This window comes from Neoakkermansia glycaniphila, from assembly GCF_900097105.1.
Classification (GTDB): Bacteria; Verrucomicrobiota; Verrucomicrobiia; order Verrucomicrobiales; family Akkermansiaceae; genus Akkermansia; species Akkermansia glycaniphila.
On the sequence record NZ_LT629973.1, the window covers coordinates 2,898,948 to 2,911,971 of the forward strand.

A 13,024-nucleotide genomic window follows, 5' to 3' on the forward strand; every position below is an offset into this window, starting at 1 on the left:
GGTAGGTTCCCGTTTCGGGCCGGAGTGAGTCACCATGCCGTTTATGGCTTGTTTTGGCTGTGTGATTTGCTTATATTTGCTCCATGAATTCGTTTCATCGTTTTTTCATTCCCTTGATGGCGGGATGCTGTTTGTCCGGTTCCGCTCTGGCGCAGGCCAGGGCATGGGATGCTTCGGTCATGCCGGGGGCAGCCGATGCGGGGGCTCCCCAGGTGGCTGTCAGGATGCAGGGTGCCTCCGTCGCGTCCTATGCGGAAGGCAAGCCGTTCTATGTGGCCGTGCAGGCCGATCTTCCCCACCCGTGGCATGCCTATTACCGGAATCCCGGCACGGTGGGCATCCCGATGGAGGCGAAGTTGCAGGAAGTGCCCGGTTTTACGGTTTCGGGGCCTTACTGGTCGCTGCCGATGCGTGAGGTTTCCGATCTGGGTGTGGCCTATGCGTATGAAGGCAAGGTGACGATGGTGTGGAAGGTCGTGCCTCAGGCGAATGCGCCTGCACAGGCGGATTTCAAGGTCGAAGTGAGCTGGCAGGTCTGCCGCGAAGGGCAGTGCGCCAATCCGGAACAGAAGGAAGTGGCGGTTTCCCTGTCGAAGGGCGACGGGGCGGCGGCTCCCGTATGGGGCAAATACGAGGATGCCGTGACCGGACTGGAGAAGCCCGCGTGGCTTGATGAATCCCGCAAGCCGTTTTGGGCGCAGGATCTGGCTGCCAAAACGGTGACGTTGACATGGTACACGCCTGCGGGCGTGAAGCTTGATCCCGCCAAGGTGCAGTTCTTCTCATGGGACAATTCCGTGCTGCCGACCGCTCCCCAGAAGCTGACGGAGAAGGAACCCGGCATGTATGAGCTGTCGATGACGATGAACGACGGTTCCGATATGCTGTACCCTCTGGCATCCGGCGATGAAGCTGGGGAAGAGGATTCCGATGAACCTGTGCTGAAGCCGTTGACGTCCTTGAAGGGATTGCTCGTGGCGGATGGCATGGGAGTGGATCTCGAACTGCCTGCTCAGCAAGGAGCCTCCGCTTCTGCTGCCGCCATGCCTGCCAAACAGCCTAAGGAAACGGCGGTGAAGGCTACGGCCGCCGAAACCGCCGCATGGCGCTACAAGTGGGAGCCCTGGAGTAAGGATGTGATGGACAAGGCCCTTGCCGAAGGCAGGCCCGTGTATGTGGATTTTACGGCTCAATGGTGCGCTACGTGCATTGCCAATAAGAAGGTTGCGTATTCATCCGAAGTCAAGGATCTGATGCGTAAAGGCAATGTGCTGATGCTGCGCGCGGATAAGACGAAGCCCAATCCGGCCATCGATGCCGAGATGCGTTCCCTGAACCGCAGTTCCATTCCGGTGAATGTGCTGTACATGCCCGGCAAGGAGCCCGCCATTACGCGTGAAATCCTGACGCCCGATTATCTGGCTTCATTCCTCAAGGCCCACCTGTTCGGCGAAGGCGATGTTTCCGCGATGGTTGAGGAACCTGAAAAGGTATCCAGCATCTGGGTGATTCTCGGTTCCCTGTTTCTCGGCGGCCTGATTCTGAATCTGATGCCTTGCGTTTTCCCTGTGATCGGGTTGAAGATTCTCGGTTTCGTCGAGATGGGCGGAGGCGACCGCAAGAAGGTGTTTGCCCATTCGATGTCGTTTTCCTTCGGGGTATTGCTTTCTTTCTGGTTGCTGACGCTGGTAATTTTCTACCTGCGTGCGCAGGCCGGAGGAGAAGCGCAGTCGTGGGGCGCATGGCTGCAGAATCCGTGGGTCATTTACGGGATCATTCTGATTTTCCTGACGATGGGCTTGAGCATGTTCGGCCTGTTTGAAATCGGTGTCGGAGCGACGGGTGCAGGCAGTTCCCTGCAAAGCAGAAAGGGCTACATCGGCTCGTTCTTTTCCGGTTTGTTGGCTACGGTGGTGGCTACCCCGTGCAGCGCTCCGTTCCTCGGGCCCGTGATGGCCAGCGTGATGGCGTTTGATGCCGGCATGATGTTCCTGTCGATGACGTGCATGGGACTGGGCCTCGCCCTGCCGTATCTGCTGATGGGTGCGTTCCCGGCGCTGGTGAAATCCCTGCCCAAGCCCGGTGCATGGATGGAATCCCTCAAGCAGGGCATGTCCTTCCTCCTGCTGGGGGCTGCCGCTTATTTCATCGGCACGTACAATGCTTTCTTCATCGACAGTTTCGATTTGCAGGTGGTCTATATCTTCTTCGTCGTGTTTGCCGCGGGACTTTGGGTGTATGGCCGCTGGTGCCCCATCTATCGTCCGAAGGCGACGCGCCTCACGGGCGCGATTATCGCGCTTGCGCTCGTGGGCATTGGCATCTGGGGCTCGATGCCGGACAAGCGCATTTTCGGCGAGGAGGAATCCGCGGTGCAGAGTGCCGAATAGCGGATTTTCTGAAGACGGTTTTTCAAGGTGCAGGGTTATCCTGCGCCTTTTTGATAGCCGTACCGGACGGGTGGGAAGCAGTATCATGCCTTGGTTTTCCGACACAGGGCGAATGGCCGGATTGCCTCCATGAAAAGAGCGTTTCCCCAGGGAGGAAACGCTCTTGAAATCCGTGCGGTGCGGTATCTTATTTACCGGTGAACCGGATGCTCATGGTGCCCTGCGATTGCGTACCCGATGCGCCGCTGACTTCGGCTTTCAGGGTGTAGGCGTCGAGATTGGTGCGGTAGGACGGCAGTTTCAGCGTGTAAACGTTGTCCCGGTTGTCCTGTCCCGTCCAGCCTTCGTGCTTGTCTTCAGCGACGAGCTTGTCGCCTTCATAGAGGGCTACGGAGTGGATTTTCAGCGCGCTTTGTCCCTTGTTCCATGTGAAACGGGCGGTGTAGGTGCCGGGTTTCTTGATGTATTCGGTGACGTTGAAGCTGAGCGGAGAACCCGATTCCAGATTCCACGGCAAACCTTCCACATTGCCGCTGGACATTTCGATGCTCTTGAACAGTGCATCGTGGTGGACGAATGCCTTGGCCGCAAGCGCTGCCGCGTCGCCCTTCGGGGTGACGGGGTAGGCTTTGCGCTCACCGGAGAAGCCCAGCTCGTGCTTGTGTACGGCATCCTGGTAATCCTTGTTTGCCTTTCCGGCGTCGGTACCTTGCAGGATGCGGAGCTGGCTGTCGAAGAAGAGCTGCCAGCGCGGGAGGTAGAAGTCGCGGATGAATCCGGCCCATTGCCTGTTCGAGTAGTCGTTCAGGCCGCTGATGCTATTGCTCCATGTCGAGATGAGCATTTTCGCGGCGCGCTCCATGTTGTCTTTTTCTTCCGGTGTTTTTCCTTTGTTCCGGGCATCCTGAATCCAGCGACCGAGCAGGAACTGGGGTTCGGTGGCGAGAATGTCGTCCGCATCTTCCATCAATTGGAGGAATTTCGCGGATTCCTTCTTATAGGCTTCCACATCCTTGCTGTCGAACGCTTCCCTGACGATCTGGAGCTGTTCATAGGCGGAATCCGTCAGGATCTGGCGCATGAGGTCTACGAAGTCGTAGCGGAAGGTAGGTTCCTTCATCAGCTCGGGATGCAGTTCGACGGCTTTCATGTAGGCGCGGGCGGCGGCAAGCACTTTGCGGAAGTCGTAGGAGCGTCCGGCGGAGGACCAGGTGGAGGCCTTGCGGATTCCCCAGAAGGGGCGGCCGCAGATGATCGATTCCGTGCAGCCTTCCTGTGCACGGTTGGGCGCGTAGATGGAGTCTGCCAGCAGCTGGAGGCCTTCCAGAATTTCCTGCGGTGCGCTGCCGTAGCGGCGTTCGGCGTAGCCTTTCAGGAAGGCGGGAATGTCAATATGGTCGGTGCGGCCGATGCGCTCGAAGAACATGTCGTAGTGGAGCGGGTTGGTCGCTACGCCTTCCGAGAGGATGCCCATGCCGATGAGTCCCGTTTTTTTCGCGTCGTTCAGGGATTTATCCATGCCGGAGAGCAGGGGAAGGCCACCGTAGAGGCCCGTGTTTCCGCCGAAGTTGGCGAGTTCGCACCACACGTAGGGTCGGCCTTTGAAGTTGCGCGTCGCCTTGTCGGCCGGAGTCATGTTGAGCGTAAGGGCGAGAACCTGCGTTTTGCCGGGGTCCGTGCCGTCGAGCAGTGCGCCGGACGGGTTGCCGCCCCATGCCTGGATGACCCATGTCGAATCCGGGGAGGCTTTCGTCATGGCTGCCTGTACGGCTTTGGCCGCATTGGTTACGTTGATGTTGCCGCTGCGTCCGCCTTCGTGGAACAGGTCGCCGCCGTAGGCTGTCGTCGTGGTTCCGTAGGTTTTGTGCAGCGCCTTGTACCAGGCTTCGGCAATGCGCGGGAAGGCGGCGCAGGTAGGATCGAGAACGGCCGGACGGTTGAAGCTGCACCATCCGCCCTGAGGCACGATGTTCATTTCCTTGTCGGCTACCGTTTTGCCGAAATCGTCGGGGAGGAAGCCTACGTAGCCTTGCAGTACGGGGGTCATGCCCATTTCCTTCAGGCGGGAGACGATGTTGCGTCCCAGTTCGGCTTCACGGTCGATGACGCCTTGCGAGATCGGGCCGCCGTGGCCTTCGAGATTGCCCATGTTCCACCATGCGGCGAAAGCCGGGTTCGGGATGAAGGCAAGGGCCTTGTCTTGCGGATAGCCGAGGCCTGTCAGGAACTGTTGCCATGTTTTTTCCAGCCCGGCGGTGACGAGTACCTGCGAGAAGCCGTTCAGAGCAAGGAAGTCGAGCTCGCGTTCCCACTGCTGCCAGCTGTTGAATGGGTAGGTGTAGGAGAGAGTACAGTAATTGTAGGCATGGCATACGGGCCATTCCTTGTCGAAGTGGACGGTGCCTTTGGGTTGGGGCAGCGTTTCGGGAAGCTTGATGCGGTCGCCGTTCCACGAGAGGTGGACTCCGGCGATGTCGCGAAGATAGCGGCCATAGCCCCGGATGCATTCGCGGATGGAAGGCGCGGTGATGATGATGCCTTTTCCGGTTCCGGCAACGGTCGTATCCTTCTGTGCTGCGTTCAGCTTGAATTGGACGAGCCCCTTGGCGGACGGGGTGATGCGGGCGACGAGATCCTCGGCGGATTTGACGGCGGGATCGGAAACGGCCTGTTTGGTTTTTCCGGCCTGGTTGGAAGAATCGTGGCAGGAAGTGAGGCTGCCGAGAGGCAGAACGGCAATACCGGTTGCAAGGCTATAGAGAAATACTGATTTCATAATGAGCAAAATCGCTTTTACCTAATACGGTGTCAAAATATCGTTTTATCATTTTTGTTTACAATATATGTTATGACAGTGAGAATTTTTTGACCATTGCAGCCAAAATCTCCCGATGGCTGACTTGTTGGACAATCGGGAGATGCGTCGATGCTGGTGTCCGTCGTTCTTTTCGGGCCTTTTCCTCCGAATAGTGTCCAGGTTCGGAACTTTCCGTTCAGTCTTTGGTAGTCGGTACAGCTTCGAGAAGTTTCCGAGTCATTTTGGCGAGGCCCTGCACGACTTCGGCATACTCCCGGTAGTCGATTTTTTCAGGGGTATCGCTCGTTTCATGGTAATCGTCGCTGCGCAGGTAGGCTGTGTCCGTGACAGCGAAGGAGGGGATGCCGTATTTCATGTATGACCAGTCGTCCGACCATGCAACGCCTTTCGTATAGTATGGGAAAGCAGCGGAGCGCACCGGGAAACGGCATTGTTCCGTGAAGAGGGACGCGCATCGGCGCGAGAAGTCCCGCCCGGTGTTGGTGGACATGAAGGCGACATAGTCACAGCGGTCGGGCAGTCCGGCCATGCCGGCGACCATGGCCGTTTTCCGTTTTTTGTTGACGCGAGGAGAGTAGCATCCGAGTGTTTCCGGCGTGTACATGCCCATGATGTTGTTTTTGCCCAGTTCCTTGACGATTCGGCCGGCATGGACGAGGGAACCCATGGCTTCCGTCTGGAAGAAGGGCGGTTCTTCGTTGGCGTAGCAGACGAAGACGATGCCGCTCCGCGTGGGCAGGTGGCGGAAGATGCGGGCCAACTCCAGCACGGCGGCAATGCCCGAGCCGTTGTCGTTGGCTCCGGGGGTGCCCGTTTTGCCGGGAATGAGGCCGTTCGTGTCGTGCCAGTTTTTCATGCCGGCACGGGTGTCGTAGTGCGCGCCGATGATGAGCCACGGAGCCTTCGGATCGGTGCCGGGCCTGCGGACTTCGATGTTGACGGCCGTTTTCCCGGAGGCCGGGCCGAACCTGTCCTCCTTGCCGACGGTGAAGGCCTGCTGCTCCGGTTCATACCCCATGCTGCGGAATTCGTTGCATATGTAGTCGATGGCCTGTCGGTTGGCTTCTTCGTGGTACAGGTTGCGTTCGCCGATGGTGTCCGCCAGCGTGTAGATATGCCCTTTCAGGTTTTTCTGCAAGGCTTGCGTATCGGGAATGTGTCCTGAACCGCAGGGCTGGAAGAGCTGTGTGCAGGCGATGGGCAGGACGGCGAGCAGGGTGGAGAACCCGGCAGTCAGGAGATTGCGTTTCATCTTGGTTCGATGGCTGGGGGCGGCGGGGATGGCTATTGTTTGGAGTCTGCTCCGGCAGGTTTGCAGCCGACTCCTTCGATGAGTACGCCGCTATCCGGTGCGGGGGCCGCCGAGATGTAGTGGATGTAGCTGATTCCGTTGGGCGAAGGGTTCAGTTGCTTCAACGTTTCGGCTTTTGCTCCATCGATACTGAGTGTGCAGGTACCCTGTTTTTTCGCACTTTTTGTTTCGTTGTCGATGTTCCAGTTGAATTCGACCGTGTACCATGTGTCGGGTTTCAGGGTGATATTGCCGATTTTATCGCCCGGGGCCAGTTTGACGGTGAAGAGCGCCTGTTCCGGCGTCGTGGTGTCGCATGCGTTGAACAGGCGGTCGCACAGGGAAAGGTGGACTCCTCCGCTGTCTTTCGGGAAACGGATGCGGGTAGCGGCCCGGCCTGCGAAACCGAGGTTGGGGATGTTCCATGTGGCTCCGCCCGCGCGGTAGTCTGCTCCGGTCTGCTGATTGACGAGGGTGTCGTCATCCATGAAGCGGAGGGAGATGACCTTGGCTCCGCCCTTGTCGGGATGGCGTTCGACGGTGGCGGAGGGTTTGCGGTTGTAGGCGCAGTGTTTTTTGATGACGGGGAGGTACGTGTGGGCTGTCCATTCGTCCAGTCCCGTTTTGGTGATGTTGCTGTTTCGGGTGTTTTCCGAGATCCAGTTTTCATCGACGATGACCATGCGGCGGTGTTCGGGGTGCTGGCCGAGGCTGACGAGGATTTTTCCTTTGCCGAGATCGACGACTTCGCTCTGATGGCTGCCGCGGTCCGTGCCCGGCATGTCGCCGTAGTTGGCATCGTTACGGTGGGAATTCAGGTAGATTTCACGGAATCCGTACCATGTTTTGCCGTCGTCGTCCGACAGGGCGATGTGATGGGAGTCGCGGTTGGTGAAGACATCTTCCCAAGCGTCGTTGCGTCCGTGGTTGACTTCGGGCAGGGCTGCGGTGTTTGTCCATGTGGCGTACAGTTTGCCGTTTTCGAGCCTGCCGACAGTAATCATGGTGAGGGTGCCGAAGAAGCGGGAAGGTTCGGGATCGGACCATGTTTCTCCCTTGTCTTTGGAGTATGATTGCCAGTGCTGGTCATGGGCTGTGCGGACGAGAGCCCAGAGCCTGCCATCCTTGAGTTCAACGACAGTGGCTTCTACGCCTCCGTTATGCCAGCGTGCACCCTTGTCGCGTGAGGAAGGCGTGTATTTGCCGACGGTGATGCGTCCTTTGGACGTGCGCCATGTCAGGCCTCCGTCGTCCGAGATGTGAAACCATGTGCCTTTGCTCTTGTCGTGTGCAGGGATGATGATGCGGCGCCCTTTGTCTACGGCAAGAGGATTGCGCATGATGCCGCCGAGCTTGACGAAGTTTTTCTGCTTTTCCTTGTCCTCCCATTTGGGTTCGAGTTTTCCGTCTTTGGTGACGGCGGACCAAGGGCCATCAATTTTTTTGGACATGAAGACAAAGCCGTTGATCGGCTGGACCCGGATGAACATTTTCTGTTTCGGAAGCCATGTGATGGCCGGGGATTCAATGGGAATGCCGCCGAAATTGGGAGGATAGGCTTGCGGCGTTTTCGTTTTCTGCCATGTTTGGCCGTTGTCGCGGCTGACGAGCATGTTCAGAGGGCCGTTGCCACGGTCGCCCGAGTAATGGCGGATTTCTTTCGGGCCGATGCGGATGAGGCCGCGGCTGCCGTCCGAGGGGGGCGTCGCGACGACAGCGGGTTCCGGCGCTGCCGCCCATGCAGCAGGAAGGGAGGCAACAGCGGCGAGGCTTGCCAGAAGAAGGCTGAACGGTACGTTACGGTTGAACTGGTTGTGCATGGTCGTCATGGTTTGGGTCAAGGGTTCTGTAATTGATGTTGCGTTTATCGAAAAGTTTCAAGTAAGGGGCGAGGCGTTGCCGGAAATCGGAGAACGAGGTCGAAGGGCTTCCCCATGCCTTTTCCGCGAGAGCGAAGCCGCGGGGCCATGCCATGTATTCGAGTTGGCGTTTATTCTGGATGTATTCCGTCCAGAGGTTGCCCTGTATGCCGAGTATGTTCGCGATGTCCGGCAACGGCGTATAATCGAAGACGCGTTCAAGCGTGATGTGGCCTCCGATGGCCTTCGGTTCTTTGGCCGGATCGCCTTGATAGTAGTCGAAATAGAAGTGGGATGACGGGGTGAGGATGACGGGCGTTCCGCCCTGCGATGCCTGCACGCCTTTTTGTTCCTCTCTCCAGAGCATCATGATGGGGCCTTTGAGGCCGGCCTCGAAGGCTTCGTCCCATGCGATGGATTCCCGCCCGTTGTCTTTCAGGAACAGGACGATGTCTTTCATGAACCCTGCCTGCAACTCCGGCGTGGTCGAGATGCCGAGGGCGCTCATGCGCGCCCGGCAGAGGCCGCAGTTCTGCCCGCACCCGGGCATGACCTCGTCACCGCCGATATGGATCGGCGTGCCGGGAGGGAAAATATCCATCAGTTCGGTCAGGATGTCTTTGACGAAGGTGAGGGATTCGGCATTGCCCATGCAGAGATTGTCGTGGCCGCGAAGTCCGTTGTCCTGCGGGTCGAAATCCGAGCAGCCGAGGGCCGGGTATGCGAACAGGGCCGCGTAGGAATGCCCCGGAAGGTCAATTTCCGGAACGATGCGAATATGGCGCAGGGCTGCATACGCAATGAGTTGCCGGAGATCATCCTGCGTATAAAAACCTCCATAGACTTCTCCTTCCTGTTGGTCTGGCCCCAGCAAGGTGTTGCGCCAGTTCCATTCTTCCTTGCGGGCATCCCTGCGCCATGCGGAGATGTCCGTCAGGCGGGGATATTTCTTGATTTCCAGCCGCCAGCCGGGGCCGTCCGTCAAGTGGAGATGCAGGTTGTTGAGTTTGGCGAGAGCCATCGCATCGATCAGTTCCTCGACATCCTCCTTCGGGAAGAAATGGCGGGAGACGTCGAGATGGAGTCCTCGCCATGCGTATTTCGGCGCATCGTCGATAAACAGAGGGGGAATGAGGTAGCCCTTGTCCGTCTTGTATTCTTCAAGCAGGGCGGTCAGCGTCTGGATGCCGTAGAAGAAACCGCTCGGCGAGCTGGCACGCAGCTGGATGCGTGGCATGCCGTTGTTGTCTGCAAAGACGAGGAGCCTGTAGCCTCCTTCCGGCAGGTCGCCCGATGTGCCTTTGTACACCCACGGGTTATAGTACAGCAGGGAGATGCAGGGGGCTCCCTTGTCCAGAGGCGGGCAGAAGCCCATGGCGGATGCGGTCCGGAGTTCCCTCATGCCCTCTTCATCGCCGGAGGCTTGCATGGACAGCGGAAAATGGAGCGGGGGCGCGGAGGAGACCTCCATTTTGGCCGGCTGGGGGACGACAGCTTCGGCAAGGCTGCAGGCGAAGAACAGGAGCAGGGAGAGAATGAAAGCAGGGAGAGACATGGTTGTTCAGTGGATCAGGCGTTTCAGAAGGCCGTATTTCGGCGAAAAGATGTAGGCAAGGATAAAGCAGGCTCCGAGTACGAGGATGATCGTGGCTCCGAGATGCCAGCCGAGGGGGAAGGAGATGCAGAAGGCCAGAAGGGAACCGAGGCCGCCGATGAGCCCTCCGCCCCAGAAAAGCCATGAAGCCTTGTCCGTCAGCAGATACACGGTGGCTGCCGGAGCGACGAGAAGTCCGAGCGTGAGGAAGGCGCCGACAGCTTGCAGCGAAGAAACAAGGACGAGGATGATCAGGGCGAAGATGCCATAGCTGAACAGCCGTGACGGGATGCCGAGGGTGGAAGCTACCTGGGAGTCGAAAAGGTAGATGAGCAGGGGACGCTTCAATGCCGTGATGGAGAGGACGGCCACCGCGCTGATGACGTAGGCCGTGATGAGGTCCGTATCCGACATGCTCATGATGCTGCCGAAGAGCCAGTCGTCGATTTTCTGCTGGAGGCCGAGTCGCACGAGAATGATGTAGCCTGCGGCGAAGGCCGTCGTATGGAGGATGGAGAGCGCAGTATCGTGATCCAGCCGGGAGGTGCGGGAGACGAACAGGGAACCGAGGCCGATGAGCATGGCCGCCATGACGGCGCCGATCAGGATGCTCATTTGCATGAAACCGAAGAGCAGAATAGCCAAGGCGATGCCCGGCAGCAGGGCGCAGGAGAGGGTGCCGATTTGCAGGGAGGAGCGCTTCAGCACGACGAGCGCGCTGACGAATCCGTTGGCGAAGCCGATGGTGGCGCAGGCCCAGACGGAGCGCTGGGCGATGGGTTCGTTCAGGAATTGGAGGAAATCGTTCATGGCGTGGAATCCTCCTTGTGGAAGGCGCGGGAGATATGGGCGGGAGTGAGCACCTGCCGGGTGTCTTCGAAGGCAATGACCTGCCTGTTCAACAGGAGAGTCTGGTCGAAAATGAGCGGAGCGGAGTTCAAATCGTGATGGGATGCGATGATGAGGCGGCCTTCCGCTGCGAGGGATCGCAGCAGGCCGCCGAGGGTCTCGGTGCTTGGCAGGTCGAGCCCGGTGAAAGGTTCGTCGAGAAGCAGGAGATGGGCTTCCTGTGCGATGGCGCGGGCGAGGAAGGCGCGCTGCTGCTGGCCGCCGGAGAGAGCGCCGATCTGCCGGTTGCGGAGTTCGTTCAGATTCAGGGAGTCGATGGCCTTGTCCACGATCTCGCGGTCGTGCCTGCTGAATTTGCCCCAAATGCCGATGGAAGGGTAGCGGCCCATCTCCACCAGATCCCGTACGGTGAGGGGGAAGCTCCAGTCCACATCGGAGCGCTGGGGCAGGTAGGCGATTTCATGCGGGCAGGATTGCAGCGGCTGCCCGTTCCACGTGATGCTTCCTCGAGTGAGCGGCATCAACCCGGCCATCAGGCGGAGCAGGGTGGATTTGCCTGCTCCGTTCGGGCCGACGAGGGCGAGCGTGTGGCCGCAGACCGTGCTGAACGTGATGTCGTCCAGAGCGACGACCTGCCCGTAGCGGGCCGTCACGCCTTCGACGCTGAGCCTGTGGGCATCGGCGTGTTCATGGCCGCCTCCCCAGCAAATATGGTCGTGTGCTACCATGTGAAGGAAAAAGTATCGTGAAGTTTGCTCCCTGTCGTCCAGCGCGTGGCGGCACGGGTTTCGGCGGCGGGCGGTTCCAGCTCCAGAGTGACGGCTTCGTTGGCGTTCGGATCTGCCTGGCCGGGCCATTCTGCTTCCACTGTCCATTCGACAGTGTGTCGATCCTGTGGGAGATCGACATCCGTTTCCCAGGGGGAGGATTCTCCGGGCGGCAGAACGGCTATCGTCCTGCTCCGGTCGGTAATGCGGAGCGTAGCCGGTTTTCCCGTAAAGCGGACGGTCAGGACGGCGGGCGCCGTTTCCTGCTCGACATGCGATGCCGGGGTGTTTGCCGGCTGGGCGGGGGCGGACGGGTGCAGCATGTTCCACAGCGGCAGGCCCAGCAGCACCATGCCGATCAATGCCAGCAGAAAATGGAACCTTGGGGACGAGTGCATGGCAGAGCGAGGGAATGCAGGAGGACAGAATGGAGAAACAAGCGGTTATTTCTTGTTTTGAAGGAGTTTTTGCATCGTTTCCACGTTGTACCGGAACATGGTGGGAAAATCGTGACGGTCAGCTGACAGGCCGTCCGTAATCAGGGGAGCTGTCGGCACGCCGAGCTGCCGGGCGATGGTATCAAGCATCTTCGGGCTGGCGTTCACCTCGGTGAAAATGGCCGGTATCTTCTGCTCCCTCAACCGGGCGAGAATGGAGGCAAGGCGCGCCGTATTGCCTTCGTCTTCGCGTGAAATGCCCTGAATGGGAATCATGCGGAAACCGTACTCCTTGCAGAAATGGCCCATCGCGGCGTGTCCCGTGACGAGAACCCGGTTTTCGGCGGGAATCGCAGTGACGGTACTGCGCGCCCATGCGTTCAGCTCGTCCATCTCGCGGTTCCATTGTTTGAGGTTCTCCTTGTAGGAGGCGGCGTGTTCGGGATCAAGCTTCGACAACTCGGCCGCTAGGGAGCGTGCGGCGCGTTTCATATTGCCGGGTGTGTGCCACCAGTGGGGATCGTTGGGACCGTGGTTGCAGCAATCGTCGTCGTGTTCGTGCTCGGCATGCGATCCGCCGTCCTGCACGGGCACATCCGGCACGGAGGCGCCGAGATCGAGAATGCGAGTCGTTGCGGGCAGGGAATCCTTCAGTCGGCCGAGGTAGGGCTCAAGCTGCTTGCCGGAGGCCAGTACCAGCCGGGCGCCGGAAGCCGCCGCCATCTCGCGGGTCGTCGGTTCGAATGCGTGAAGATTTCCCGCCGGTTTCAGCAGATCGACTACTTCGACCTGTTCGCCGCCGATTTTTCTCGCCATATCGCCGAGCAAAGGGTGCAAAGCCGCTACCTTGACCTCAGCCGCCACGAGAACAAAAGCACTCACCAAATAAGCCGCAAGACATGACAAATATTTCACGTTGAAATGATATGCCAACTTTCGGGTTTGTGCAAGCAAGGAAGAGGTCATAGCGCATCAATGAGAGTCGGCAGTGCGAGTGCATACGTAAAAACGCCGGAGGT

General features: G+C 59.0%; 9 protein-coding genes. 1 reads left to right on the plus strand and 8 read right to left on the minus strand.

Annotated features, from left to right (window positions below; genetic code table 11):
• Positions 1 to 83 precede the first annotated feature (83 nt).
• On the plus strand, positions 84 to 2,390 hold the full coding sequence (locus PYTT_RS12115) for a cytochrome c biogenesis protein CcdA (RefSeq protein WP_067777469.1): 2,307 nt from the start codon (positions 84 to 86) through the stop codon (positions 2,388 to 2,390).
• Positions 2,391 to 2,577: 187 nt separating this feature from the next.
• Here PYTT_RS12115 and PYTT_RS12120 read toward each other — a convergent pair whose 3' ends face one another.
• The 8 genes from PYTT_RS12120 to PYTT_RS12155 all read right to left on the minus strand — a co-directional run bounded on the left by PYTT_RS12120 (position 2,578) and on the right by PYTT_RS12155 (position 12,887).
• The gene (locus PYTT_RS12120; protein ID WP_067777471.1) at positions 2,578 to 5,166 is read right to left on the minus strand and encodes an alpha-N-acetylglucosaminidase; all 2,589 of its coding nucleotides are present in this window, start codon (positions 5,164 to 5,166) and stop codon (positions 2,578 to 2,580) included.
• 217 nt (positions 5,167 to 5,383) lie between these two features.
• Entirely contained in the window at positions 5,384 to 6,460 is a 1,077-nt protein-coding gene (locus PYTT_RS12125; protein ID WP_067777474.1) for a M28 family peptidase, read from the minus strand.
• Positions 6,461 to 6,492: 32 nt separating this feature from the next.
• Complete coding sequence (locus tag PYTT_RS12130; protein ID WP_141675878.1) at positions 6,493 to 8,328, minus strand: sialidase family protein; 1,836 nt, start codon at positions 8,326 to 8,328, stop codon at positions 6,493 to 6,495.
• Complete coding sequence (locus PYTT_RS12135) at positions 8,297 to 9,913, minus strand: beta-N-acetylhexosaminidase (RefSeq protein ID WP_067777476.1); 1,617 nt, start codon at positions 9,911 to 9,913, stop codon at positions 8,297 to 8,299. The genes PYTT_RS12130 and PYTT_RS12135 overlap by 32 nt, the downstream gene beginning before the upstream one ends.
• A 6-nt stretch (positions 9,914 to 9,919) precedes the next feature.
• On the minus strand, positions 9,920 to 10,762 hold the full coding sequence (locus PYTT_RS12140) for a metal ABC transporter permease (RefSeq protein WP_067777478.1): 843 nt from the start codon (positions 10,760 to 10,762) through the stop codon (positions 9,920 to 9,922).
• Positions 10,759 to 11,529, minus strand: coding sequence for a metal ABC transporter ATP-binding protein (locus PYTT_RS12145; RefSeq protein ID WP_067777479.1), 771 nt, complete (start codon positions 11,527 to 11,529; stop codon positions 10,759 to 10,761). Before PYTT_RS12145 ends, PYTT_RS12140 begins: the two co-directional genes overlap by 4 nt.
• Positions 11,523 to 11,966 (minus strand): hypothetical protein, encoded by a 444-nt coding sequence (locus tag PYTT_RS12150; protein WP_141675879.1) that lies wholly within the window; start codon positions 11,964 to 11,966, stop codon positions 11,523 to 11,525. Before PYTT_RS12150 ends, PYTT_RS12145 begins: the two co-directional genes overlap by 7 nt.
• A 45-nt stretch (positions 11,967 to 12,011) precedes the next feature.
• Positions 12,012 to 12,887 (minus strand): metal ABC transporter substrate-binding protein, encoded by an 876-nt coding sequence (locus PYTT_RS12155; protein WP_172801831.1) that lies wholly within the window; start codon positions 12,885 to 12,887, stop codon positions 12,012 to 12,014.
• Between the last annotated feature and the right edge of the window lie 137 nt (positions 12,888 to 13,024).

Excerpts from the sequence above, each read along its gene's own strand:
- PYTT_RS12115 (WP_067777469.1), top strand. The coding sequence starts at position 84 with ATGAATTCGTTTCATCGTTTTTTCATTCCCTTGATGGCGGGATGCTGT.
- PYTT_RS12120 (WP_067777471.1), bottom strand. The coding sequence starts at position 5,166 with ATGAAATCAGTATTTCTCTATAGCCTTGCAACCGGTATTGCCGTTCTG.
- PYTT_RS12125 (WP_067777474.1), bottom strand. The coding sequence starts at position 6,460 with ATGAAACGCAATCTCCTGACTGCCGGGTTCTCCACCCTGCTCGCCGTC.
- PYTT_RS12130 (WP_141675878.1), bottom strand. The coding sequence starts at position 8,328 with ATGACGACCATGCACAACCAGTTCAACCGTAACGTACCGTTCAGCCTT.
- PYTT_RS12135 (WP_067777476.1), bottom strand. The coding sequence starts at position 9,913 with ATGTCTCTCCCTGCTTTCATTCTCTCCCTGCTCCTGTTCTTCGCCTGC.
- PYTT_RS12140 (WP_067777478.1), bottom strand. The coding sequence starts at position 10,762 with ATGAACGATTTCCTCCAATTCCTGAACGAACCCATCGCCCAGCGCTCC.
- PYTT_RS12145 (WP_067777479.1), bottom strand. The coding sequence starts at position 11,529 with ATGGTAGCACACGACCATATTTGCTGGGGAGGCGGCCATGAACACGCC.
- PYTT_RS12150 (WP_141675879.1), bottom strand. The coding sequence starts at position 11,966 with ATGCACTCGTCCCCAAGGTTCCATTTTCTGCTGGCATTGATCGGCATG.